Here is a 22,631-nt window from a genome sequence, read left to right on the forward strand (position 1 = left end):
AAGCGGTCTTTGTTCAAGAATTTCGGGTTTTTCTTTCCGGTATATATCCGTCGAAAGGTCGGTGAAATTTATCGGCTGTATTGGACAGGACTGGGAGGTGTGGTCTGTTCCGTACCTCGTGGCCGAAAGGCACCGGCGAAACCAGGGAGGTGATTGCAGCCGGGCAACTGACGAAATTTCCTGGAATGTGTCGGCCTCCTGGGTCACACTGGGGAACGGACTACCGACGGATTACCGACGCGGGAGGGCTCATGACCGAAGCGATTGTGGCCGAGGGGCTGGTCAAGAAGTACGGCGACGTCACGGCATTGGACGGCATCGACCTGGAAGTGCGCGAGGGTTCGGTGATGGCTCTGTTGGGCCCCAACGGCGCCGGAAAAACCACTGCGGTAAGGATATTCACGACGCTGCTCATTCCCGACGGTGGACGCGCCAAGGTTGCCGGGCTGGACGTGGTCGAGGATGCGCGGGCGTTGCGATCCAAGATCGGTGCTTCGGGTCAGTACGCCGCGGTCGACGAGTACCTGACGGGCTACGAGAATCTGGACATGGTCGGGCGGCTGTATCATCTCGGCGCCCGAAGCAGTAAGGCCCGAGCGCGTGAATTGCTCGCGCAGTTCGATCTCGTCGAGGCTGGAGATCGGCCGGTCAAGGGCTATTCCGGTGGAATGCGGCGACGTCTCGATCTCGCCGGCGCATTGGTTGCTCGGCCACAGGTGTTGTTTCTCGACGAGCCGACCACGGGCCTCGATCCTCGGGCGCGACTCGGTCTCTGGGACGTCATCGAAGGGTTGGTGGCTCAGGGGACCACGCTGTTGCTCACGACGCAATACATGGAGGAAGCCGAGAGGTTGGCCGACCAGATCGCCGTCATCGACCGCGGCTCGGTCATCGCGCGCGGTACTGCAGACCAGTTGAAGGCGCGGGTCGGGGGTGAGCGCATCGAATTGAGCGTGCACGAGGTCGAACATCTCGACATCGTCCGCGAGGAATTGCGCTCGCTTGCCGTGGGGGACATTCAGGTTCAAGAGAATGTCCGTCGCGTCACTGTTCCTGTCGACGACGGCACCGACGCGTTGGTCGCGGCGCTGAATCTTCTGTCGGCACGAGGTATCCGCGTATTCGACGTCGGCCTGCGCAGACCCACTCTCGACGATGTCTTCCTCACACTGACCGGGCACCAGGCTGAACTGGAGGATCAGAAATGACCGTGCAGATGGCGCTCGAAGACGGTTTGACCATCGCCAGGCGAAACTTGATCAAGATCAAGCGCGTTCCGGATCTGCTGGTGTTCACCACTTTGTCGCCGATCATGTTCGTGCTCTTGTTCGCGTATGTGTTCGGCAGTGCGATCTCGGTCCCGGGCACGTCGTATCGAGAATTCCTGATCGCCGGAATCTTCACGCAGACGGTCATATTCGGTGCGACCTGGACTGGTTTGGGGATGGTCGAAGACATTCAGAAAGGAATCATCGACAGATTTCGATCGCTGCCCATGGCTCCGTCTGCCGTGCTGACAGGCCGAACATCGAGTGACGTGTTGATCAACGTCATCAGTTTGGTGGTCATGTCGTTGACCGGTCTTCTGGTCGGGTGGCGGATTCACTCCAGTTTCCTCGAAGCGGTGGCGGGTTATGCGCTGCTTCTGTTCTTCGCGTACGCGTTGTCGTGGGTCATGGCTGTTGTCGGGCTTTGGATCCGGACACCGGAGGTATTCAACAACGCGAGCTTCATCGTCATCTTTCCGCTGTCGTTCATCGCGAACACTTTTGTCGAGACCACCAATCTTCCCGGCCCGCTCAAAGTGATCGCCGAATGGAATCCGGTGTCGGCGGTTACTCAGGCGGTGCGTGAATTGTTCGGCAATACCAATCCTGCGATGACGGTTCCGGATGCGTGGCCGCTGCAGAATCCGGTCATCGCGTCGTTGTTGTGGACTTTCGGTTTGCTGATCGTCTTCGTGCCGTTCGCTATTCGTCGGTATCAGAAGGCAGTCAGCCGCTGACCTGGTGATTCCGGCCGGTAGGGTGGATATGTGCCGGAGCCCGATCGCATCGACAAACGCAGCCTGAGATACGCCGGGCGACGTGAGGAGTTGCTCGACGCGCTGACCCGCTACGTCATCGACAACGGTGTCGGGGAATTGACGGTGAGGCAGCTCGCCAAGGCCGTGGGTGTGTCGCATGCGTCGTTGCTCAACCATTTCGATAGCAAGGAGAATCTGCTCTCCGAGGTCATCGAGAACATGCGTGGTGAGTCCATTCCGATTGCGGTGCCGATGAAACCGGGGGTCGATCCGGCGACAGTGCTGACTGCGTGGTGGACCGAACGTACGACGCCGGAGGTCCTGCCGCGGTTCCGGGTGATGGTCGAGATCTACGCCCTCGCGCTCGGCGACCGCGACCGCTACGGACGGTTCCTGGACCGTTTTGTGGGCGATTGGATCGAGGCACTGGAAGCCGGTCTACGACAAGCGGGTTGCCCCGAGGACGATGTTGCCTCTGTCGCTACTCTGTTGCTCTCGCAAATGCGGGGTCTGTCGATGGATCTTCTGGCCACCGGGGACCGGGCCCGCGTCGATCGCGCGTTCGGGCTTTTTGTCGACGGCTTTGCCGCCCGCGCTCGGGAGTGGTCCACGCCAGGATCCGATCGCCTTCAACGCTGACCGATCACCACGGTCGACGCGGTCTCGCTGTAGGTTGCTACCCGAGTGAGAAACCCTCCCCGAGTGAATGTTTCAACAGTCATTTCGACCTGCTCCGTACTCGTCTCGACGAGAAGACAGCCACCCGGTCGTAGCCACGGCGCGGCGTCCGCGATGATGCGACGCTGCAGGTCCAGTCCGTCGGTACCGCCGTCCAACGAGACCAGCGGTTCGTGAAGACGGGCTTCGGGCGGCATCAGCCTGATCGATTCGGTGGGGACGTAAGGTGCATTGGCGACGACGACATCCACGCGACCGAGTAATTTCGTCGGCAGTGGTCCGAATAAATCGCCCTCGAGTACACGCTCGGGCGGTGTGATGTTTCGGCGAGCGCACCGCACTGCGGCCGGTTCCACGTCTACCGCGTACAAATCGACGGCGTCGAGCGTCGACTGCAGGACAGCACCGACAGCTCCTGAGCCGCAACACATGTCGACGACGACGCTTCCTGTGGTGACAAGTGAGCAGGCCTGCCGGGCGAGGAACTCGGTGCGCCGGCGTGGGACGAAGACTCCGGAGTCGATGTGAATGCGCAAGCCGCAGAACTCGGCCCATCCGAGGACGGGCTCGAGTGGTTCGCCGGCAACTCGTCGGTCGACCATCGCGTCGAGTTCATCGCGAGAGCGTGCGGTGTGAAGAAGTAGGCGAGCCTCGTCTTCGGCGAAGACGCAACCTGCTGCTCGGAGGATCGCGGCCACCGACTTCTGCTGCGAAGCAGGGAAGGTCGGGAGATCAGGTGCTGACATGAGAGAGCCTTTCGGCCTCCTGATCTCGCGGGGGACCTGCACGTATCGAACACCGCCACCCTACCCGAGCAGGCGTGTCACGACGGTCGATGCGGAGCGGGAATTTAGGTTGACCAAATGGTAAGGCTGTTCTATGGTCTGAACTCGATCAGCTGATGTGGGGCCGATCACCACATATGCATCGTCACCGCAATCGGTAGGAGAAGTACGTGAGTAAGCGACTGTGTAGGACGCTCGTCGGACTGAGTGCGAGTGCGTTGGTGGCGTTGACAGTTGCGGCGCCGGCCGGAGCGGAACCGAACGATGCTCCGGGTGCTGTCGTGAGTCAGGAGTTGCTCGGTCCCGACCGGGTGATCCCGGGTGCCGTGAGCGCAACGAAGGTGACGTACTGGTCGACGGGCCCGAAGGATGCGCCGATGACGAGTACCGGTGTGGTGTATCGCCCAGAGGGAGCTCCGCCCGAGGGTGGTTGGCCGATCATCTCCTACGCGCACGGGACGGTGGGTGTCGCGGATCAGTGTGCGCCGAGCAGCAGTGTTCCACTCGAACGGACCGCGACGCATCTGGGTCACTGGCTGGAGCAGGGATACGCGGTCGTGACCACCGACTACGTGGGGCTCGGAACACCCGGTGTTCACCCGTATCTCGACGGTCGTTCCGCTGCACACAGCGTTGTGGACATGGTGCGTGCCGCTCGTGCGGTCGACGACGACCTGTCGAGCGCATGGGTTGCGATGGGGCAGTCGCAGGGCGGGCAGGCGACTATGTTCACCGCTTCGCTTGCCACTGCTTACGCGCCGGAGTTGGACTACCGCGGCGCTGTCGCCACTGGTGTCCCCTCGAACATCGAGAATCTTCTACCGCTCGGTGGTCCGGCTTTCCCGGCGCTTCCGCTCAAGGGTTCGACGGTCTACATCGCGAACGTTCTTGATGGACTGCGTGCTTCGCGGCCGGATATCGACATCGACTCGTATCTGACCCCGCTCGGCAAGACCATCCTCGACGACGTCGAGAACAACATGTGCTACACCGAGGCGCGCACGAAGTACGGCACCGTCACGCTCGGGCAGGTGCTGACGAAGTCGCTGGACAATCCAGTATTCATGGAGGCTGCGCGTGACCTGCTCACTGTGCCGACCGCAGGATACGACCGCCCGTTCTTCATCGGTCAGGGGTTGTCGGACATCGATGTTCCGGCACCGCTGACACTGAAGTTCGCGGCCGACCTTACTGCCAACGGTGTCGACTTTGCATTCCATACCTATCCCACTGATCATCTGGGAACCGTTCCGGCTTCGGTTCCAGACAGTACCCCGTTTGTCGCGGCACTGTTCTCTGGTCAACGGCCATGCACCGGAAGCCTCTGCTGACCAACACCTTTCAGGCGGAACCAACTCCGCGCAGATAGATGTCGATCGGGATCCGAAGTTGCCGAACGGTTTCGGAGGAGCGGGGATCTCGGCTACGCGCTCCGAGGCAGTAGTCGAAGATCAAGCCCTCCAGAAGGCTCAGAAAATTTGCGGCGGCGACGTCAGGATCGTCAACGCCAACGATGTCGAAGACAGGCCTTGCCTTCTCCCGTGAAAACAGGCTGTCTTCGAGGAGTTGGTGCAATGCCGAATCTCGGGGAGTTTCCAAGAGCAGTGCATATCTCGCGATCAATTCGTGTCTGCGGTGCGAGAGAAGATCATCGAGATACTCGGCCGTCAGGGCAGCAGGATCGCTGGGCCTCTCGCGGAGTTCGTCGAATATCGAACGTGACCGGTGCACGATGTGCAATGCGGTTGCTTCGAGTAGTGCCTCGCGAGTGCGGAAATAGTACGACGTCGAACCGGCAGGAAGTTCCAGGGACTGATCAACCGCCCGATGGGTGAGTGCACGCGGGCCCTGCTCGGCGATGATCGTGACGGCGGATGCCGCGATGAGGGCTCTGCGATCAGGCTTCATGTCGTTCCTTGTTGTCGATGTTGCATGCTGCCGGAGTTGAATGTTGCAGATGGTGCGTCGTGAGGGTCACATTGACTCGATTTGCCTTCGATCACTAGCCTCGACTCTACAGACGTAGAGGAGTCTTATGCTACTGGACGAAGAGCAGTTGGCGGCACGCGAAGCCCTCGACGCACTGCAGGCCCGGATCTCGGGCGGTGAGGTCGGGGGTGGGATCTATCTCTGGGGTAGCGTCGGCCGCGGGAAGACGATGCTCATGGACGAGTTCTACGACAGGCTCCCGGTCGGCAAGCGGCGCATTCACTTTCATCGGTTCTTTGCAGATCTGCACTCTCGGGCGCATGAACTCGGCTCGATGGGCGTGGCACTGGATCACGTCGTCGATGGAATCCGCGTGCTCTGTTTCGACGAGTTCCACATCGACGACGTCGCCGACGCCATGTTCATGGCAAGGGTTCTCGACACAATCGTCGCGAAAGGCGTGACTGTTGTCGTCACGTCCAATGTTCCGCCGACCGATCTTCTTCCCAATCCGCTTTTTCACGAGCAGTTCGTTCCGTCGATCGAGTTGATCGAACGGACTCTCGAGGTGATCGAGTTGGGTGGCTCCGTCGACTATCGGACGGCGGGACAGCCAGGTGCCGGGGACTACCGTTTTGCGACAGGGGAATTCCTCGTCGGCTCGGGAATTACGCGGCCTTCGGGCGAAAGTGTCGAATTGACGATAGGCACACGCACATTGGAGTGCTCGGCGATTCGAGACGGTGTCGTCTGGTTCGATTTCGAGGTGCTGTGCGCTGGTTCGACCGCGGCTGCCGATTATCTCGCGCTCGCCGCCCGCTTCGACGACTGGGTGATCTTCGGAGTGCCGGTGCTCGCCGAGGCGTCGGAATTTGCCCTTCGCCGTTTCGCGAATGTCGTCGATGTTCTCTATGACGTCGATGCGCGGCTGACGATCTACGCCGACGCTTACGTCGAAGAAGTGGCAGGCAGCCTCCGGGACGTGCCGGGGTTGGCGCGCCTCTACAGTCGTCTGTCGCTACTGGCGAGGTCGGCGGTGGGCAGCATCAGTTGAGGAGCAGCATCAATTCCAGGTGAGATCGCCGGTCGCGGCGCTGGGCGTGAGTCCGAACATGCTGTGGCAGATCCGGTTGAGATGGGCGCTGTCGGTGAAGCCGGCCTCGTGGGCACTGGTTGTCAGGCTTGCGCCACCGCTCATCACTTCCATGGCGCGTCGTAGCCGCAACCAACGAATGTAGGTCGAAAAACTCATCTGCAGTTGATCGTTGAAGATTCTTCCCAATCGGCCGGGCGAGATGGAGACCAGCGCGGCGGTGTCCGTCATCGTTATCGGCCCCGAAAGTCGCTCGGGCAGTATCGTCAGAGCATGCTCGAGTGCAGGGTGAAGAGCGCGTACGCTCGACGGCTGTCTACTTTCGGACAGTGAATCGATCAGCCTCGCTGCGTATTCCAGATCCGAATCAGCGCCACGGTCCGTCATCGCTACTGCGGTCCGCCCACGGTCCGACCAGTCGGCCACACCACCGTGCTCGGATACAGGCGGCCTGATGCGCCGGCCCATCCCCGTGGTGGAGTCCACGTAGATCGCTCGTCCCCGCGCACCCTCGGAGGCGGATAACGCGTGGACCGCCCCGGATGGAATGACCACGGACCGCACGACTTCACTGTGGCCGTCCCCGTCCGTGACCGTGACGTCCCCGTCGTCGACGATCATGATCTGAACAGCGGCATGCGAATGCATGTGCGCGGATCCCACTGCGCCGGTGAACATGAGAATTCCGGGCTCCATGTGGACGGCGCCGGACCAGGTCATGTCGGAAATCATAGTGACGACCCTGACAGAGCTCGGGGTCCGGTCATCCTCCGGTAGGACCGCACTCGGTTCGAAGATCGTGCGCTGGGCCGATGTGCTGGCGAGGGGGTTCACGAGAAGGTGGAATCATGAACAACGCACAAGCACCCGCAGTCCTGTCGGTCCACGCGCTGGGCAAGTCGTACGGCGACGTTCCAGTGCTCCGAGGTGTATCGCTGGAAGTGCGCGCCGGTACTGCTACGGCCATCATGGGTCCTTCAGGGTCGGGCAAGTCGACTCTGCTGCATTGCATGTCAGGAATCGTCAAGCCCGACTCGGGAGCAATCCTGCTGAGCGGCAGGCATATCGAGAACCTCGGTGAGAACGACCGCAGCCGCCTCCGACGCGAGTCGTACGGATTCGTTTTTCAATCGGGCCAACTGTTGCCGGAGCTTCCGGCGATCGAGAACGTCGCTTTGCCCTTGGTGCTCAACGGGTTGTCCATCGCCGAAGCCAAGCGGACGGCGCACGGCTTCTTTGCGCCATTGGGACTGGACGGGCTGCAGGACCGTCGCCCGGGTCAGATGTCGGGTGGGCAGTCGCAACGTGTGGCGATTGCGCGAGCGTTGGTGACCAAACCCGCCGTTCTCTTCGCAGACGAGCCGACCGGTGCCCTCGACGCGCAGACGAGTTGGGAAGTGATGAGGGTGTTGCGTGATTCGGCTCAACAGATCGGTTCTGCGTTGGTCGTCGTCACTCACGATGCCGAAGTCGCTCGGTGGTGTGATCGCACGATGATGATGCAGGCCGGTTCGCTCGTCGGGACACAGGTGGCGGCATGAAGGCCACAGCGCGCGTTGCATTGATGACGGTGCGAGGTGAAGGCCGAAAGGCCTTGAGTACCTTCGCGCTTCCCGTAACGGCCTTTGCCGCCTCGACGACGTTGTTGCTGACGGTGCTCGGCGGCTACGGTGCATTTGCGGGCAGATCGAGCGAACCCGAAGCCGAGGCGTACCTAGCACTCGCAGGGGTTGCTTCGGTGTTGATGATCGTTCCAGCCGTCACTCTCGGCCTGGCGGCGGCCCGCTTGGGCGCGCGCCGTCGCGACGAACGACTTGCCTCGCTGCGACTCATCGGATCCACCCCTCGCCAGATCGTTGCGCTGTGCGCTGCGGAATCGGGTATCCAGGGCTTGGCCGGTGCGTTGATCGGTGTGGTGGGATACCTCCTCGCGTTGCCGCTCGTAGCTCTCTTGAGATTTCAAGGTCGGACATTCGAGTGGAGTGAGCTTTGGGTAGGCGCACTTCCGCTGGTGGGCATCGTATTCGGAATGACCATCCTGGCTGCTTTGACGTCGATGCTCGGGATGCGCCAGGTGTTCGTGAGCCCGTTGGGCGTCACGGCGGGCAATCCCAGCGCCGCACCGAAGATGATCTTCGCGGTGGCTGGGGTGGGGGTTCTTGTGGGATGGAGTGCATTCGGGGGCTCCGCGGCAAGCATCGCGGCAATCCTGGTGGGCCTTGGTCTCTGCTTCGGCGTTGTTGCGTTGGTCGGTCCGTTCGTCATTTCGCTGCTTGGGCGGATCATGCTCAAATGCGCCAAAGACGGTGCTTCGCTGATTGCGGCGCGTCGGGTCTTGGACAATCCGAAGGCTGTGTGGCGCACGGTCAGCGGTGTGACGATGGCCAGCTTTGTTGCCGCAGGCACATCTCTCCTCGCCGCGATAGGCAACGGGGAAGGGCAGGATTTGCAGCCAGGGCAGGAGTTCCTGTTCGCGGACATGAGAACCGGCGTGTTGTTCACTCTCGGAGCAACATTCACGTTGGCGGCAATCTCGTCTGCGCTCACCCAGGTATCCGGGATCCTCGACAACCGTGAGCTGTATCGGAGTCTGACTCTGGCCGGTACACCTGTCGAGGTGATGGACAGCGCCCGCATGCGGCACGTTCGCACTCCCGTGGTGGTGATGGCACTGGCCGGTGCCGGCGCTGCACTGCTGTTCCTCTTCCCACTGGCAGGGGCAGCCGTATTGACCACTCCGATGGCGCTGGTTCAGTTGGGCGTCACCCTGGCTGTGGGGATCGCGTTGGTGTTGGCCAGTGCGTTTGCAGCCAAGCCCGTCATGCGACGGGTACTCGCGGGCTGAATCTCCGCCCCTCGTCCGTCAGTTCTGTCTCCGGAACGGTTCGGCCAACTGGCCGAGGTAGTCGTCCGGGTAGTCGGGCTTGGCCGCCATTCCGAGATCGTCACTGCTGAAGCGCTTTTCCGGATCGAAAGAATAAGTGCGGAACAGGTGATCCCAGATCAGAGTGAACAAACCGAAATTGACGTCACCGATTCCCGCCCACTTCAGGTGATGGAATCGGTGGCCGGCGTTGAGGGCGAGTATCGGACGCAGGGGGCCGATGCGGTAGTCGGCATTCGAATGCTGAAGCAGGAGTTGGACAGCGACACAAACCGCGAGCGCCGAGGCAACTGGAACGGGCATCCCGAGGAGGATCAGTGGCAGGACGCCACCGGCGGTTTCGAAAGTCTGATGCACGGGGTGCTTCATCAGTCCGTTCATACCGTAGAACCGTTCGAGGCTGTGATGAACCGCGTGGAAACGCCACAACCATCCAACCTTGTGGCTGATCAAATGCACCACGGTGATGCCGAAATCGGCAACCAACACTGCGAAGACGACCTGAAGGACAAACGGAAGACCGCTCGGCCACAGCCCGTCGAACGGAATCACCGCGGCCATCAACGGGATTACCGCGACGCTGACCAAGATGAGGGATTCGTTGACAAACGCATGGACAGCGTCGCGAAACCTGTCCGGTCCCGGGGCATTCCACGAAGATTCGTAGGGAAGCGCCCGTTCGGCCGCGAAAGAGCAGACCACTGCGAAGAGAATCAATGCCACCAGTGACCATTTCGGCGCACCGGATGCCGCCAGCGCGATTGCGGCTCCGTTGATTCCCAAGAGCATGAACGGGACGTACCCGTATCTTACGATGAGGGTGAGCATGTATTCGATGGTGCACGGCGCGGGTGGTCCTCGACTTGTACGAATCGGTCGACTTTCAGTCAGCCGAACAAGCGGTGTCGCGTTACTTCGTCAGCACGGTGGCGAGTGCAGCGCTCAGATACGGAGTGATGTTCTCGACGACCCGTGTCACGATCGCAGTGGCGACGTCAGCCGGTTGCAGTGGCACCGACGGTGTCTGCGGCAGCGCCGGGGGAGCAGGCGGAGCGGGCTCGGACATCATCGGCGTGTAGGTGTTGTGCTTCGTGAAGTAGCCGAAGACCGAATCCACGAACACCTCGGGCGCATCACGCGGCTTGGGCATGTTGCAGATGCCGTCACCCTCGATGCAGACTTCCTGCACTGCGATGTCTCCGAATCCGCCGCGTGCTCCGGACATCGTCGCTCCCGGAACGACATTGGGCACTACGGTTTCGATGCCCCCGGCCGAGTTGCGAGGGTCGGCGTAGAGGACGCCTTCGACTTGCGATTGGGGAATGGATCCGTCACGTGCGATGTCACCGAGAACGTCGCCGGCAATCCGTGCTCCCTGTGAGTATCCGGTGACGACGATCTCGCTGCCCGGGCACTGAGCGTGGAAAGCGTTGACTTCGGTGCGAAGCGTCTGGGCGCCGGCGGCAACGCTCTGGTCGTATGTCTGTTCGCCGAGCGGCCAGAAGCTGGCGGGGTAGGTCACCGGCTTGGAGGCGTAACCCTGGGCGACGTAGCGGTCGGTGACGGGTTGCGTCGTTTGTCCCGTCGGATCCCACGTTCCGCCGACCGCGAATACCGCACCGGCCGGGCACGACCCACCGTCATTCGGGTCCGCTCCGGCAGGTACCGACATCACAAGAGTCACCCCCGCTGTGACTGCAACCGTGCATGCCACTGACATCGCGTATTTCCTCATCGGGCCTGTCCCCATCTATCTACGTTCTCGTTCACTGGCGAGACAACCCGCGGTCCGACGCGTTTCGTTCGGTACTGAAGAGAATGGTGATGGGGCGATAAGTCCTGGAGGTAATCCGTGCGTAAACAGGAAGTTGCCGACCGGCGCTGTTTACTACCAGCGTGTGTGGGGCGTCACGGCGTCGGTACCTGCGGCGGGTGATCCGGCTCGAGGAGGGTTCCGATCTCCTTCCCCATCGACACGGTGTTGTTGAGGTCCGCGTTGGTTGTCGGCCCGAGTGTGGCGTAGACGACGATCGTCGTCTTCGAATCGGGGTAGTAGAGCGCGAGACCGTTGTAACCGCCGTACGACGGGTTCATCACCAGCCAGCCGTCGAGGTGCCCGGTCCCGAAGGAAAAGAACTTGTCCGCCGTCATACTTCCCAAGCCCGCAGTCGTCGGCGCCATCTGCTGCTCGAAAGCCTTGTCGGAGAGTAACTCTCCCGTTCCCAGCGCGCGCACCCACTTTCCGACGTCGGCGACAGGCGCGTTCATGTTTCCGCTGTGCAGGAACGCCGTCGGATTCCAGAAAGTGGAGTCTTCGAATACTCCACGTTCATTGGTGTAACCGTGCAGGATCGGTTCGTCCATCTGCGACGTGAGTACAACGCTGCTGTGATCCATCCCGAGTGGATCGAAGACGCGCTGCTGAAGTAGTTCGCCCAGCGGTTTTCCAGTCGCTTTCTCCATGACGTCGCCGAGCAGCGTCAGGTCGCTGTGCGCGTACGCCCAACTGGTGCCGGGTTCGAACAACGGCGGGCGGGAGTTGGCAAGATCCAGGATCTCTCGAGAAGTCCAGCCCTTCATCGGGTTGTCCGTGAAGAGTTTGAGGAACTGTGGATCGGTCACGTAGTCGGAGATGCCCGACGTGCTGTTGGCCAGCATTCGCGGAGTGATGGTGTCTGCGCGTGGAAAGTTCGGTTCCCACTTCGCGATCGGTTGATCGAGGGGAAGCGTTCCCTCTTCGTCGAGTTGCAGCAGGACTGTCGAGAGCATCGGTTCCATCGGTTGGCCGACGCGCAACAGCATGTCGGTTGTCGCCGGAACTCCGACAGGGGACTCTCCGACGGCGCCGAGAGCAACTTCGTCGTCGCCTCGCCACACCCCGAACACAGCGGCACTGAGGCCCAAGTCGGCCACTTGGCGGCGGACGATGTCCGTGATCTCGGTGGATTCCCGACTGCTCGAGGTGCTGCGAGAGGCGCTGCCCGTGTTTGTTGCGGAGTCATCGTCGGAACTGCACGCAGCGGTTGCAATGGCAACGGTCAAGGCGATCGACAGAGCAGACAGCCGCACCCGAGCGCGGTGGTGGGAGGAAGTCATGCCTGCGATCCCTTCGATGTGGAAATCGAGCAACCGACGCCGAGCAATGTCCCAATTGGCCGAATTTACCGCAGTTGGAAGGAGGAGGGGTCAGATCGACCGTGTAGGCGCAACTGCTGTTCCAGTGCAGTCCTCATTCGGGTGCCGCGTCCGGTTCCTCTCGCAGGTCCTGCGCTTGCTGAAGCTCGGCGTTGATGCGACGGGCTTCGGTGAGTTGGTCTTCGAGGATGATGATGCGGCAAGCCGCGTCGAGCGCCGTGCCGTTGGCTACGAGTTCGTGCGCGCGGGCTGCGATGCGCAGCTGGTAGCGGGAGTAGCGGCGATGTCCGCCCTCAGAGCGTTGTGGGGTAAGCAGTTTCGCGGCATCGAGGCTACGAAGGAAAGCTTGCCTGACACCGAGGATCTCGGCCGCATGTCCCATGCTGTACGCAGGATAGTTCTCGTCGTCGAATCTGCCGGAGGGGTCCCCCGGTGGTGTATCTGCCGGAATGGCTCGCTTCTTTCGCTGAACGGACGGGGCCCCCGGCGCGAGGAGCGCCGGGGGCCGGATGGGGTTGAACTTACTTACATAACTGCATTCTTTCGAACTTCCGGACTCGCACAAGACATCCGGTAGCCGCTTTGAAGGGGGGTGCCGGGTCCGACTACACACTCACACACGAATTCGGCCCCGGCACGTCCCTGCCCTGCGGTACTGCTTGCGGGTAGTTCATCTCTCCCGCATCTCTTGACTCGTTCCTTGCTACGAGAAAAAAGATACAACAGCCTCGCGAGAATGTCTACCCTGACCGCTGTAGATATTTTGTTGCGAACATTCTAGGTGTTGATATTCAGGAACGGCCTGGTCGCCGGGGGTGAGAGCGCTCAATGTGAGTCATAGGAGATGGATCTGGGACAATGCTCCGATGCGAAATACCCCGAAGTCCGAGTCGTTGTTGCGCGCCCGCGCGGAGAGGGAAGAGCGCACCGGCTCCTCCGAGCATCCAGCTGATGGCGCGCCGAACCCCGGAGAGGACTCGTCGTCGTCCGAGCCGGGGGCACGCAGCGACAGCGCCACGATTCGGTCGGCTCGGTCCGAGCTCTCAACTCACGCCAGGGCAGTGGAAAGTATGCACGAGGCGATCCATCCTGATCGCGATTGAGGCAGCTGCCTCGTCGGGATGCGGGGGGGACTCCTTCATCCCGCTCACTGCAACGCACGACGGCCGCCGCACTCCCGAAAGTAAGGGGAGTGGCGACGACCGTCGAGTTGTCAGAGTGTGCGCTCAGTACTTGAACCTCAAGGCAGCAACTGGTCCAGGAAGGTGTTGCTGAAGACCTTGTGCGGATCCAACGCGTTGAATGCGGCGTTGGCGGTGTCCCAGTTGTCGCTCGATGGGACGCCGTCGCGGTAGGTCTGGGGGAGGCCCTGGGTGATGATCGGGGTGTCGGTGTACGGCTTGTCGGGGCCGAACGCCCAGCCCTTGGACCACTCGGGGCGGAAGGTGGCGTCGTTGTTGTTGTAGTGATTACGCATCCACTGTTCCATTTCGCGGTAGAACGCGAACATGCCGGGGGTTCCGGGGACGCCGAGGACGTTGAGCCAGATGGCGGTGTCCCATTCCGGATGGTCGGGCCGAGGGCGCATGGCCGAGATGGTGGGGGCGCCTGCCGAGTCGACCTCGACATCCGACGGTTGATCGAGGCCGCAGCAACGGATTTCGACGGGGCCGTTGAGGGGGAACTGTCCGATAGAGCGGTAGTACTCCATGCGACCGTTGAACCACTGGGTGAAGTCGTGGATGACCTGGCCGATGTTGGCGCGCGAGGTGATGACGGCTCCGCCGCCCTCGGTCAGACGAAGGGTGGTGGCCCGGATGTAGAACTGGACGTCCTTGGACCATCCCCACAGGTCGTTGGAGAACGTCGCGGCGAGTCCGGCAACGGTGGTGGCGTACATGATCTGCCCGAATGCCGGTGCGATGCCCGGGTTTCCGGAGTTGATCTGGCCGATCATGTCGGTGACCGGCTCCGGGAGGTTGTCGGAGAAGATGTAGTTGTACGGTCCGGTCACCTCACGCGAGAACGGCGGCTTGGTGGGGGCAAGTGACCACACCTTCATCCACGGGCGTTCGGTGAAGGGGTACCAGATTGCTTCTGCGCGACCGTTTTCGCGGACGAACTTCTCGAAGGTGCGTCCGGACGCTCCGCGGGCGCCGAAGAGTTCCTGCCAACCGATGTCGGTGTGGCTGACGCAGCGCATGCGGTAATTGGGGGCGGCCTGCAAGGTGACGGAGGTGAGGAAGGTGCGTCCGAGGTGAGTCAGCAGCGGCTTGATCGCCGCGTCGCTACGTGCATACGTCTTCAGCGCGTACTCGCTGCCGTTCCAGACCACTGCGGTCAGCGACGTGACGAGGTTGGAGAGTGAGCCGAAAGTCTGTCCGGGAACGTGTGCTTCGCCTTCGGCGGGAAGAGCTGCGCCGTGAGCGTCGACGGCGAGGCAGCCGGCAATGGTCAACACACCCGGCGCCGGCAGGTTCGCGAACCCGAGGCCCTGTGCCTGCAGTGCGGTCGTGATGGCGTCGAGGGTCGCGCCGGGTCCTGCGGTGACGGTGGCTGGGCTGCCACCGGCGTTGACGGAGACTCCGGTGAGGTGGACCGTGGTGTCGGCGAGGATGACCTTGTCGACCGGCGCACCGTTGACGATGGTCAGCGGCGTCCAGCCGTGCATGGCACCGCGGGGACGAATGGTGTAGCCGTTGGCATGGCCCCAGTTCGCGAGGCGGACTACGTCTTCGGGCGTCTTGGGCGAACAGGTCCAGATCGCGTCGAGCATGATCTCCTTGGACCAGTTCTGATATGCCTGCTGGTACAGCGCGATGCCTTCGGGGAAGGCAGGCGGCGGCGTGAGGGTGGAGACAGGACCACCCGCGGAGCCGGAAGAGCCGGCGGGGACGGCGTAGGCCGGCGTCCAGCCGGCGAATGCGGTCGCTGCCACGGCGCCGGCTCCAGCGGCCATGAAACCTCGTCGGGACAGTCGGAACTTTTCGTCTTGTGCCGTCATCTTCGGGCTACTCCATCGGGTTCGAGAACTACGGTGAGTTCTAACAGGTGGGTATCAGACAGGTTGGTATCAGACAAGAGTGAGAACTACGTCAGCCAGGGCAGGAGCTTCGCGCTCCAATACAGAAGCTGAGATCAGGAGTCGCCCATTGTCTTTCCAGATCTGGATACTCAAGTTCTCGCCGGGAAATACGACCCCGGCAAAGCGGGCCCGAAATCCGGCTACCCGACTGCTGTCGCCGTCGAGCATGGTATCCACTGCGGTCTTGCAGACCATTCCGTAAGTACACAGTCCATGCAGGATAGGCGCTGGAAAGCCTGCCGCGGAGGCGAATTGCGGATCCGAGTGCAACGGATTCCGATCACCACACATCCGGTACAGCAAAGCCTGCTGTGGAAGCACAGGCGTCACCACTGTCTCATCTGCTTCGCGATCCGGAAGCGTAATCGACTCCGACGGACCACGTTCACCCCCGAAACCACCCTCGCCGCGGGCGAAAATGGACGAGCGAGCTGTCCACAGCGGGTTGCCCTCGGCGTCAACCGTGACGGATTCCTGCACGATCACCGCGGCCTTGCCCTTGTCCCAGACCTCGGCGATTCGAGTTGTAGTGCGGCCACTTCCACTTGCCGGGATCGGCTGATGGACAGTGACTTCCTGGCTCCCGTGGACTACCTTCGCCAGATCGATTTCGACGCCGGGGAACGACACCTTCGGTGCTTCGGTGGCGTGGAAGTTGGCGGCGACGGTGGCAAAGGTGGGTAGTACCTGAGGCTTTTCGTCGTCGAGGTATCGAAGCTCGTTCGGATCAAGCGGACGAGCACCTGCCCCCAATGCCAAGTGGTAGTGCTGCACGTCCGACGGGGTCCACGAGAACTCTTGTGGCGCAAGCTCGGCGCCGAGTGCGATCTTCGGATCAATTGGCATGGTCGACCGCCGTCTTTTCAGCTGCAGGTGCTTCGGTTGTCTCGGCCTTCTTCGCACGCTCGACGATGTCGAGTACGGCCAAGTAACCGAAAGTCATTGCGGGACCGATGGTCGCGCCTGGTCCGGCGTAGGTGTGGCCCATGACCGGAGCGCTCGCGTTGCCAGCCGCGTAGAGGCCGTCGATGACGCTTCCGTCTTCGCGTAGTGCTCGGCCGTTGACGTCGGTGCAGATACCACCCTTGGTGCCGAGGTCACCCGGAACCATCTTGATGGCGTAGAACGGAGCCTTGCTGATTTCGGCGAGGCTGGGGTTCTTCAGTCGGGGATCGCCGTAGTACGCGTCGTAACCACTGTCACCGCGTCCGAAGTCCTCGTCCTTGCCGTTGCGCGCGAAGCCGTTGAACCGATCGACGGTTTCGGTCAGCGATGCGACGGGAAGCCCTGTCTTCTCTGCCAATTCGGCGATGGTTCCCGCCTTGACCACGATGCCGGCCTTGAGCCAGCGGCCGGGGAAGGGGGAGCGGGGAGTGATACCGGCAAACGTGTAGCGGTTGCGGTAGCGCTGATCGAGAATCATCCACGTCGGGATGTTCTCGCCGGGGCCCTCGCCCTGACCGTACTCACCGCCGTACATCGCATGGGTCGCCTCGACGTACGGAGCAGCCTCGTTGCCGAAGCGCTTGCCCGACATGTTGACCATCATGCAGCCCGGGAGGGTGCGCTCGGAGAGAGCGAACCACGGTCCGCCGGTCAACGGAATGGACGGGCCCCACCAGGCGTCGTCCATGAAATCGACTGCAGCGCCCACTTCTTGGCCTGCGCGGATACCGTCGCCGGTGTTTGCCTTCGCGCCGACGGTCCATTCGGTGCCGATAGGTGCGCGCTGGTACTTCTCACGCATTTCCTTGTTGTGCTCGAATCCGCCGGATCCCAACACGACTCCGTGGCGAGCGCGGATGACCTGCTCCTCGCCGTCGACGATGACGTTGACGCCGCGAACTGCGCCGTCTTCGGTGTACAGGGAGGTCAGCGGGGTGTTCAGCAGGATGGGTACTCCGGCGGACTGAAGTCCGAGTCGAATACCGGCGACCAGTGCCTGGCCGCGAACCAGCAGATCCTTCTTGGTGGCCTTCGCTGCGAGGAATCGCATGCCGACCTTCATGGCGCGCAGGGGTCCGCGAGGATTGCGCATCAGCAGGTTGAGCCACTTGTAGTCGGCCTGGGTGATGACGAAGTTCTTGGGGGCCTTGACGTAGTCGGGCTCGAGGTTCTTGCGGTCGGCGCCCAACTTGTTGCCGTCGAACGGGGTGGGCTCGACACTGCGGCCACCGAGGCGTCCGCCGGGTGCTTCCGGGTAGTAGTCGGAGTAGCCGGGAACCCACTGCAGCTCGAGCGGGCTGTTCTTCAACACGAACGAGAGCATCTCGGGACCGCGCTCGAGATAGGTGTCGATGCGTTCGGGAGCGACAACGTCGCCGATGATGCTGTGCAGGTAGGAACGTGCGGCCTCCGGTGTATCGGTGACACCGTCCGCTTGAAGTGCCTCGTTGTTGGGGATCCAGACCCCACCACCGGAACGGGCGGTCGATCCGCCGTAGTGGGCGGCTTTCTCCACGATGACCACACTCAAGCCCTGGTGGGCTGCGGTCAAGGCCGCTGTCATACCTGCTGCACCACTGCCGACGACGACGATGTCGTATTCCTGCTTGCTCATGTAGAACACGTTATAGAATGATGGGGGTGTCAGTCCATGCTTTCTGCCAGGAAGTATTTCCGGACGTTGTCATTGATAACGAAACACGTTGCAGTGAGATTGAGGATGGTGCGGTGTGACCTGGGATACTTCGGTTGACGTCCTTGTGGTCGGGTTCGGTGTGGCGGGCGCCAGTGCGGCGCTCGAAGCGGTAGCGGCCGGTTCGTCGGTTTTGGCGATCGACCGAGCGCTCGGCGGTGGGGCCAGCACGATTTCCGGAGGAATCTACTACGCCGGCGGCGGCACCGTGATTCAAAAGGAAGCCGGTGTCGAGGACAGTCCCGAAGCCATGCTCGCCTACCTGAACCGCGAGGTCGGTGACGCGGTGACGCCGCAGACTCTGCGCCGGTTCGTCGACGAGAGCCCGGCGTCGATCGACTGGCTGCGCAGTCACGGCGTGCCGTTCGAGGCCTCACTCTGTCCGTACAAGACGTCGTACCCGAGCAACAAGCACTACCTCTACTTCTCGGGTAGCGAATCGGCCGGCGGGTTCCGTGACATCGCAAAACCTGCTCCGCGTGGTCATCGCGCCAAGGGGCGTGGCACGTCGGGAAAGATGCTGTACGGCCCGCTCGCGAAGTCCGCGGAGGCGAAGGGCGTCCAGTTGCTCGGCCAGACGCGAGCGGACCGGCTGATCATCGAGGACGGCCGGGTGCTCGGCGTCGAAGCACTGACGCTGCGTGACGCACCTGCCGGAGTTCGTCGCCGTCACGCGACGCTCGGGTCCTTGTCCTCCAAGCCCGGCGTCTACGCACCGCAGTTGCGCACGATTCTCGACGCACTGATCGCGAAGATCGAGAAGAAGCACGCCAAGCGGATTCGTATCCAGGCACGCGGCGGCGTGATCCTCAGCGCCGGCGGCTTCGTGTCCAATCGCGAGATGATGCGCACCCATGCCCCCGCGTACAAGGGCGGTATCCCGCTCGGCACCTCCGGGGACGACGGCAAAGGCATCAACCTCGGTATCGAAGCCGGGGGAGCCACCGACAAGCTCGGCAATGTGTCCGCCTGGCGATTCATCGTCCCGCCGAGTGCTTTTCTCGGTTCCATTTTGGTGGGTGAATCCGGTGCGCGAATCGTCGACGAGTCCCGTTACGGTGCCGCTCTCGGTCAGGCGATGGCGGAGAAGAGCAGCGGAATCGGTTGGCTGCTGGCAGATTCCGAACTCGTTCGCGAAGCGAAATCGCAGATAAGTGACCAGTCGATGTGGTTCCAGCGGGTACAGACCACCGGAATGATGCGTACTGCAGTGCGTGGCAACACCATTGCCGAGGTCGCCCGCAAAGCGGGGATAGACGTCGCCGGCCTTCAAGCCACCGTCGACGCGCACAACTCCGCTGCCGCTGCCGGACAACCTGATCCGATGGGTAAACCGTCAGACTTCGTCAGGCCGATACTGTCTGCGCCGTTCACGATGTACGACGTCTCGATCAAGCCCAACATGATGAATCCGTGCCCGATGCTCACGCTCGGTGGATTGGTGGTCGACGAATCGTCCGGCATGGTGAAAAACGAGGCCGGGGAGGGTATCCCTGGTCTGTATGCCGCCGGCCGTACCGCGGTCGGTATCTGTTCCAACTCGTATGTGAGCGGCTTGTCGCTCGCCGACTGCGTGTTCTCCGGACGACGAGCCGGTCAGCACGCAGCCGCATTCTCCACAGTCGGAAAGGCCTGAACGATGCTCTCGACGCAGATCCGCGGCGAACTTGCCGACCATCTTGATTCGGCGGAACGGGATCGCGCTCCGATCAGCCCGCTGATCGCCACGTATCCGGACATCGACGTCGTCGACGCCTACGAGATCCAGCTCATCAACATCCGGCGTCGTGTTGCCGGTGGCGCAAAGGTGGTCGGACACAAGGTCGGACTCTCGTCACTGGCGATGCAGCAGATGATGGGCGTAGACGAGCCAGATTACGGTCACCTGCTCGCCGAGATGGAAGAGTTCGAGAACCGTCCGGTCGACACGTCGCGCTTCTGCTTCCCGCGCGTCGAGGTGGAGGTCGCCTTCATTCTGGGAGCAGATCTGCCGGGCGCCGGGTGCACCGAACAAGACGTCATCGACGCTACTGTCGCCTATGCGCCGTCCATCGAGTTGATCGACAGCCGGATCAAGGACTGGAAGATCGGCCTCTCGGACACCATCGCGGACAACGCGTCCTCCGCCGGGTTCATCCTCGGCAAGGAACGAGTTCGCCCGTCGGACATCGACATCAAGGCCATCGACGCGGTGCTGACCTGCAACGGGGAGCGGATTGCGGAGGGGCGCAGCGATGCGGTTCTCGGTAACCCGGTCACCGCTGTCGCGTGGTTGGCGCAGAAGGTCGACACGTTCGGAGTTCGGCTCAAGGCCGGCGACATCGTTCTGCCGGGTTCGTGCACGCGAGCGATCGACGCTCATCCAGGCGACAACTTCCGAGCCGAGTTCAGCGGCCTCGGTTCCGTCTCTCTTCAGTTCACGTAGGAGTAGTCATGACCAAGGCAAGTGTGGCGATCGTCGGATCGGGAAACATCAGTACCGATCTGTTGTACAAACTGCAGCGTTCCGAGTGGCTCGAACCGCGATGGATGATCGGAATCGATCCCGAGAGTGAAGGATTGGCGCGCGCCCGCAAGATGGGACTCGAGACCTCCGCCGAGGGCGTCGACTGGTTGCTCAGCCAGGCGGAGAAACCGGACCTGGTCTTCGAGGCGACGTCGGCATACGTGCACCGCGAGGCAGCACCACGCTACGAGGCCGCCGGTATCCGTGCCGTCGACCTGACTCCGGCCGCGGTCGGCCCGGCTGTGGTTCCGCCCGCGAACCTGCGTGAGCACCTGGACGCACCCAACGTCAACATGATCACTTGCGGTGGGCAGGCAACCATTCCGATCGTCTACGCGGTGTCGCGTGTCGTCGACGTGGCGTACGCCGAGATCGTCGCCTCCGTTGCATCATTGTCCGCCGGCCCGGGAACTCGCGCGAACATCGATGAGTTCACCAAGACCACCAGCCGCGGTATCGAGACCATCGGCGGCGCACAGCGCGGCAAGGCGATCATCATCCTCAACCCCGCGGACCCGCCGATGATCATGCGCGACACAATCTTCTGCGCTATCCCCGAAGACGCCGACCAGGCCGCGATCACCGACTCCATTCACCGCGTCGTCAAGGACATCCAGCAGTACGTGCCCGGCTACCGGTTGCTCAACGAACCGCAGTTCGACGAACCGAGCGTCGTTTCCGGTGGCTATGCAACGGTCACCACGTTCGTCGAGGTCGAAGGCGCAGGCGATTTCCTGCCGCCGTACGCGGGCAACCTCGACATCATGACGGCAGCAGCCACCAAGGTGGGCGAGGAAATCGCCCAGAAGCTTCTGAGTGTGAAGGCATGAGCGACATGATTCATTTCGATTCGAGCTGGGACATCCGCGTCACCGACACGTCGCTGCGCGACGGCTCCCACCATAAGCGTCATCAGTTCACCGTCGACGAAGTACGAGCCATCGTCGGTGCCCTCGACGGAGCCGGAGTGCCGGTCATCGAGGTCACTCACGGCGACGGTCTCGGCGGATCCTCCTTCAACTACGGCTTCTCGAAGACTCCCGAGCAGGAACTGATCAAAGCTGCAGTCGAGACGGCGACCAACGCGAAGATCGCCTTCCTGATGCTGCCCGGGTTGGGCATCAAGGACGACATCGTCATCGCACAGGACAACGGTGCGTCCATCTGCCGCATTGCAACTCACTGCACCGAGGCAGACGTATCCATCCAGCACTTCGGCCTCGCGCGTGAGCGTGGACTCGAAACAGTCGGATTCCTCATGATGGCTCACTCGATTCCGCCGGAGAAGCTGGCCAAGCAGGCTCGCATCATGGCCGACGCGGGTTGCCAGTGTGTGTACGTGGTCGACTCGGCCGGCGCGCTGGTGCTCGAGCAGGTATCCGATCGCGTCGAGGCGCTGGTTCAGGAACTCGGCAACGACGCTCAGGTCGGCTTCCACGGACATGAGAACCTGGGCCTGGGCGTCGCCAATTCCATTGCGGCAGTTCGTGCGGGAGCCAAGCAGATCGACGGTAGTACCCGTCGGTTCGGTGCCGGCGCCGGCAACGCCCCGGTCGAGGCGTTTGTCGGTGTCTGCGACAAGATCGGAGTCAAGACCGGTATCGACTTCTTCGCGATCGCCGATGCAGCCGAAGACGTTGTGCGCCCGGCAATGCCGCAGGAGTGCCTGCTCGATCGTCAGGCACTGATGATGGGCTACGCCGGCGTGTACTCGAGCTTCCTCAAGCATGCCGAGCGTCAGGCCGAGCGGTACGGAGTGTCGTCCGCGGAACTGCTGGTGCGCGCAGGTAAGCGCAAGTTGGTCGGCGGACAGGAAGATCAGTTGATCGACATCGCGCTGGAACTCCAGCGCGAAGCAGCGGCTTCCTAGGT

22 protein-coding genes are annotated in these 22,631 nt (G+C 62.1%); 12 read left to right on the plus strand and 10 right to left on the minus strand.

Translation table 11 applies throughout. From position 1 onward, the window contains the following. Nucleotides 1-251 precede the first annotated feature (251 nt). From GN300_RS14825 to GN300_RS14835, 3 genes are read left to right on the plus strand one after another with little or no spacing between them, the layout of a single operon-like run. Nucleotides 252-1,208 carry an ATP-binding cassette domain-containing protein gene (locus GN300_RS14825; RefSeq protein WP_054188040.1) on the plus strand — a complete coding sequence of 319 codons (957 nt, stop codon included), beginning with the start codon at nt 252-254 and terminating at the stop codon, nt 1,206-1,208. Beyond that, nucleotides 1,205-2,005 carry an ABC transporter permease gene (locus tag GN300_RS14830; protein ID WP_003945537.1) on the plus strand — a complete coding sequence of 267 codons (801 nt, stop codon included), beginning with the start codon at nt 1,205-1,207 and terminating at the stop codon, nt 2,003-2,005. Before GN300_RS14825 ends, GN300_RS14830 begins: the two co-directional genes overlap by 4 nt. A 30-nt stretch (nt 2,006-2,035) precedes the next feature. Beyond that, nucleotides 2,036-2,665 carry a TetR/AcrR family transcriptional regulator gene (locus GN300_RS14835; protein WP_063315044.1) on the plus strand — a complete coding sequence of 210 codons (630 nt, stop codon included), beginning with the start codon at nt 2,036-2,038 and terminating at the stop codon, nt 2,663-2,665. On the opposite strand, the gene GN300_RS14840 is transcribed toward GN300_RS14835, so the two are convergent. After that, nucleotides 2,656-3,450: a putative protein N(5)-glutamine methyltransferase gene (locus GN300_RS14840; RefSeq protein WP_063315043.1), complete on the minus strand. Its 795-nt coding sequence runs from the start codon at nt 3,448-3,450 to the stop codon at nt 2,656-2,658. The two genes, GN300_RS14835 and GN300_RS14840, sit on opposite strands and share 10 nt — an antisense overlap. Before the next feature lie 209 nt (nt 3,451-3,659). On the opposite strand from GN300_RS14840, the gene GN300_RS14845 reads away from it, so the two are divergent. Next, a complete protein-coding gene (locus GN300_RS14845) occupies nt 3,660-4,820 on the plus strand; it encodes a lipase family protein (RefSeq protein WP_063315042.1) in 1,161 nt (386 codons plus the stop codon). 10 nt (nt 4,821-4,830) lie between these two features. On the opposite strand, the gene GN300_RS14850 is transcribed toward GN300_RS14845, so the two are convergent. Beyond that, nucleotides 4,831-5,397 carry a TetR/AcrR family transcriptional regulator gene (locus GN300_RS14850; RefSeq protein WP_063315041.1) on the minus strand — a complete coding sequence of 189 codons (567 nt, stop codon included), beginning with the start codon at nt 5,395-5,397 and terminating at the stop codon, nt 4,831-4,833. Nucleotides 5,398-5,524: 127 nt separating this feature from the next. Here GN300_RS14850 and zapE point away from each other — a divergent pair, with 127 nt between their 5' ends. After that, nucleotides 5,525-6,472, plus strand: coding sequence for a cell division protein ZapE (zapE, locus tag GN300_RS14855; RefSeq protein WP_063315040.1), 948 nt, complete (start codon nt 5,525-5,527; stop codon nt 6,470-6,472). A gap of 9 nt (nt 6,473-6,481) precedes the next feature. Here the strand turns inward: zapE and GN300_RS14860 are convergent, their stop codons facing one another. After that, nucleotides 6,482-7,231, minus strand: a complete 750-nt coding sequence (locus tag GN300_RS14860) for an AraC family transcriptional regulator (protein WP_063315161.1) — start codon at nt 7,229-7,231, stop codon at nt 6,482-6,484. A 128-nt stretch (nt 7,232-7,359) separates the two neighbouring features. Here GN300_RS14860 and GN300_RS14865 point away from each other — a divergent pair, with 128 nt between their 5' ends. Continuing rightward, on the plus strand, nt 7,360-8,052 hold the full coding sequence (locus GN300_RS14865) for an ABC transporter ATP-binding protein (RefSeq protein ID WP_020906134.1): 693 nt from the start codon (nt 7,360-7,362) through the stop codon (nt 8,050-8,052). Next, on the plus strand, nt 8,049-9,356 hold the full coding sequence (locus tag GN300_RS14870; protein WP_054188044.1) for an FtsX-like permease family protein: 1,308 nt from the start codon (nt 8,049-8,051) through the stop codon (nt 9,354-9,356). The genes GN300_RS14865 and GN300_RS14870 overlap by 4 nt, the downstream gene beginning before the upstream one ends. An 18-nt stretch (nt 9,357-9,374) precedes the next feature. On the opposite strand, the gene GN300_RS14875 is transcribed toward GN300_RS14870, so the two are convergent. The 4 genes from GN300_RS14875 to GN300_RS14890 form a co-directional block, all read right to left on the minus strand. Then, nucleotides 9,375-10,223 carry a sterol desaturase family protein gene (locus GN300_RS14875; RefSeq protein WP_054826812.1) on the minus strand — a complete coding sequence of 283 codons (849 nt, stop codon included), beginning with the start codon at nt 10,221-10,223 and terminating at the stop codon, nt 9,375-9,377. An 82-nt stretch (nt 10,224-10,305) separates the two neighbouring features. Then, nucleotides 10,306-11,115 carry a PE-PPE domain-containing protein gene (locus tag GN300_RS14880; RefSeq protein WP_003945630.1) on the minus strand — a complete coding sequence of 270 codons (810 nt, stop codon included), beginning with the start codon at nt 11,113-11,115 and terminating at the stop codon, nt 10,306-10,308. 188 nt (nt 11,116-11,303) lie between these two features. Further along, nucleotides 11,304-12,491: a serine hydrolase gene (locus GN300_RS14885; protein WP_063315160.1), complete on the minus strand. Its 1,188-nt coding sequence runs from the start codon at nt 12,489-12,491 to the stop codon at nt 11,304-11,306. A 133-nt stretch (nt 12,492-12,624) separates the two neighbouring features. Continuing rightward, a complete protein-coding gene (locus GN300_RS14890) occupies nt 12,625-12,912 on the minus strand; it encodes a MerR family transcriptional regulator (protein WP_003945791.1) in 288 nt (95 codons plus the stop codon). Nucleotides 12,913-13,396: 484 nt separating this feature from the next. Here GN300_RS14890 and GN300_RS14895 point away from each other — a divergent pair, with 484 nt between their 5' ends. Beyond that, complete coding sequence (locus GN300_RS14895) at nt 13,397-13,633, plus strand: hypothetical protein (protein ID WP_125050305.1); 237 nt, start codon at nt 13,397-13,399, stop codon at nt 13,631-13,633. A gap of 137 nt (nt 13,634-13,770) precedes the next feature. On the opposite strand, the gene GN300_RS14900 is transcribed toward GN300_RS14895, so the two are convergent. The 3 genes from GN300_RS14900 to kstD all read right to left on the minus strand — a co-directional run bounded on the left by GN300_RS14900 (nt 13,771) and on the right by kstD (nt 18,175). Next, nucleotides 13,771-15,534, minus strand: a complete 1,764-nt coding sequence (locus tag GN300_RS14900) for a cholesterol oxidase substrate-binding domain-containing protein (RefSeq protein WP_007734073.1) — start codon at nt 15,532-15,534, stop codon at nt 13,771-13,773. Between the two features lie 69 nt (nt 15,535-15,603). Further along, nucleotides 15,604-16,461, minus strand: coding sequence for a MaoC/PaaZ C-terminal domain-containing protein (locus GN300_RS14905; RefSeq protein ID WP_003945880.1), 858 nt, complete (start codon nt 16,459-16,461; stop codon nt 15,604-15,606). Continuing rightward, the gene (gene kstD, locus GN300_RS14910) at nt 16,451-18,175 is read right to left on the minus strand and encodes a 3-oxosteroid 1-dehydrogenase (protein ID WP_007734077.1); all 1,725 of its coding nucleotides are present in this window, start codon (nt 18,173-18,175) and stop codon (nt 16,451-16,453) included. The genes GN300_RS14905 and kstD overlap by 11 nt, the downstream gene beginning before the upstream one ends. A gap of 115 nt (nt 18,176-18,290) precedes the next feature. Here kstD and GN300_RS14915 point away from each other — a divergent pair, with 115 nt between their 5' ends. From GN300_RS14915 to dmpG, 4 genes are read left to right on the plus strand one after another with little or no spacing between them, the layout of a single operon-like run. Beyond that, a complete protein-coding gene (locus GN300_RS14915; protein WP_063315039.1) occupies nt 18,291-19,889 on the plus strand; it encodes an FAD-binding protein in 1,599 nt (532 codons plus the stop codon). Between the two features lie 3 nt (nt 19,890-19,892). Then, nucleotides 19,893-20,678, plus strand: coding sequence for a 2-keto-4-pentenoate hydratase (locus tag GN300_RS14920; RefSeq protein WP_042449395.1), 786 nt, complete (start codon nt 19,893-19,895; stop codon nt 20,676-20,678). Between the two features lie 8 nt (nt 20,679-20,686). Beyond that, a complete protein-coding gene (locus GN300_RS14925) occupies nt 20,687-21,589 on the plus strand; it encodes an acetaldehyde dehydrogenase (acetylating) (protein WP_054826815.1) in 903 nt (300 codons plus the stop codon). Then, entirely contained in the window at nt 21,586-22,629 is a 1,044-nt protein-coding gene (dmpG, locus tag GN300_RS14930) for a 4-hydroxy-2-oxovalerate aldolase (RefSeq protein ID WP_007734084.1), read from the plus strand. Before GN300_RS14925 ends, dmpG begins: the two co-directional genes overlap by 4 nt. Nucleotides 22,630-22,631 lie beyond the last annotated feature (2 nt).

Source organism: Rhodococcus sp. Ni2 (assembly GCF_021352185.1).
Classification (GTDB): Bacteria; Actinomycetota; Actinomycetes; order Mycobacteriales; family Mycobacteriaceae; genus Rhodococcus_F; species Rhodococcus_F qingshengii.

Coding starts and splice junctions, on each gene's coding strand:
- GN300_RS14825 (WP_054188040.1), top strand. CDS start 252: ATGACCGAAGCGATTGTGGCCGAGGGGCTGGTCAAGAAGTACGGCGAC.
- GN300_RS14830 (WP_003945537.1), top strand. CDS start 1,205: ATGACCGTGCAGATGGCGCTCGAAGACGGTTTGACCATCGCCAGGCGA.
- GN300_RS14840 (WP_063315043.1), bottom strand. CDS start 3,450: ATGTCAGCACCTGATCTCCCGACCTTCCCTGCTTCGCAGCAGAAGTCG.
- GN300_RS14850 (WP_063315041.1), bottom strand. CDS start 5,397: ATGAAGCCTGATCGCAGAGCCCTCATCGCGGCATCCGCCGTCACGATC.
- zapE (WP_063315040.1), top strand. CDS start 5,525: ATGCTACTGGACGAAGAGCAGTTGGCGGCACGCGAAGCCCTCGACGCA.
- GN300_RS14860 (WP_063315161.1), bottom strand. CDS start 7,231: ATGACCTGGTCCGGCGCCGTCCACATGGAGCCCGGAATTCTCATGTTC.
- GN300_RS14865 (WP_020906134.1), top strand. CDS start 7,360: ATGAACAACGCACAAGCACCCGCAGTCCTGTCGGTCCACGCGCTGGGC.
- GN300_RS14870 (WP_054188044.1), top strand. CDS start 8,049: ATGAAGGCCACAGCGCGCGTTGCATTGATGACGGTGCGAGGTGAAGGC.
- GN300_RS14875 (WP_054826812.1), bottom strand. CDS start 10,223: ATGCTCACCCTCATCGTAAGATACGGGTACGTCCCGTTCATGCTCTTG.
- GN300_RS14880 (WP_003945630.1), bottom strand. CDS start 11,115: ATGTCAGTGGCATGCACGGTTGCAGTCACAGCGGGGGTGACTCTTGTG.
- GN300_RS14885 (WP_063315160.1), bottom strand. CDS start 12,491: ATGACTTCCTCCCACCACCGCGCTCGGGTGCGGCTGTCTGCTCTGTCG.
- GN300_RS14890 (WP_003945791.1), bottom strand. CDS start 12,912: ATGGGACATGCGGCCGAGATCCTCGGTGTCAGGCAAGCTTTCCTTCGT.
- GN300_RS14895 (WP_125050305.1), top strand. CDS start 13,397: ATGCGAAATACCCCGAAGTCCGAGTCGTTGTTGCGCGCCCGCGCGGAG.
- GN300_RS14900 (WP_007734073.1), bottom strand. CDS start 15,534: ATGACGGCACAAGACGAAAAGTTCCGACTGTCCCGACGAGGTTTCATG.
- GN300_RS14905 (WP_003945880.1), bottom strand. CDS start 16,461: ATGCCAATTGATCCGAAGATCGCACTCGGCGCCGAGCTTGCGCCACAA.
- kstD (WP_007734077.1), bottom strand. CDS start 18,175: ATGAGCAAGCAGGAATACGACATCGTCGTCGTCGGCAGTGGTGCAGCA.
- GN300_RS14920 (WP_042449395.1), top strand. CDS start 19,893: ATGCTCTCGACGCAGATCCGCGGCGAACTTGCCGACCATCTTGATTCG.
- GN300_RS14925 (WP_054826815.1), top strand. CDS start 20,687: ATGACCAAGGCAAGTGTGGCGATCGTCGGATCGGGAAACATCAGTACC.
- dmpG (WP_007734084.1), top strand. CDS start 21,586: ATGAGCGACATGATTCATTTCGATTCGAGCTGGGACATCCGCGTCACC.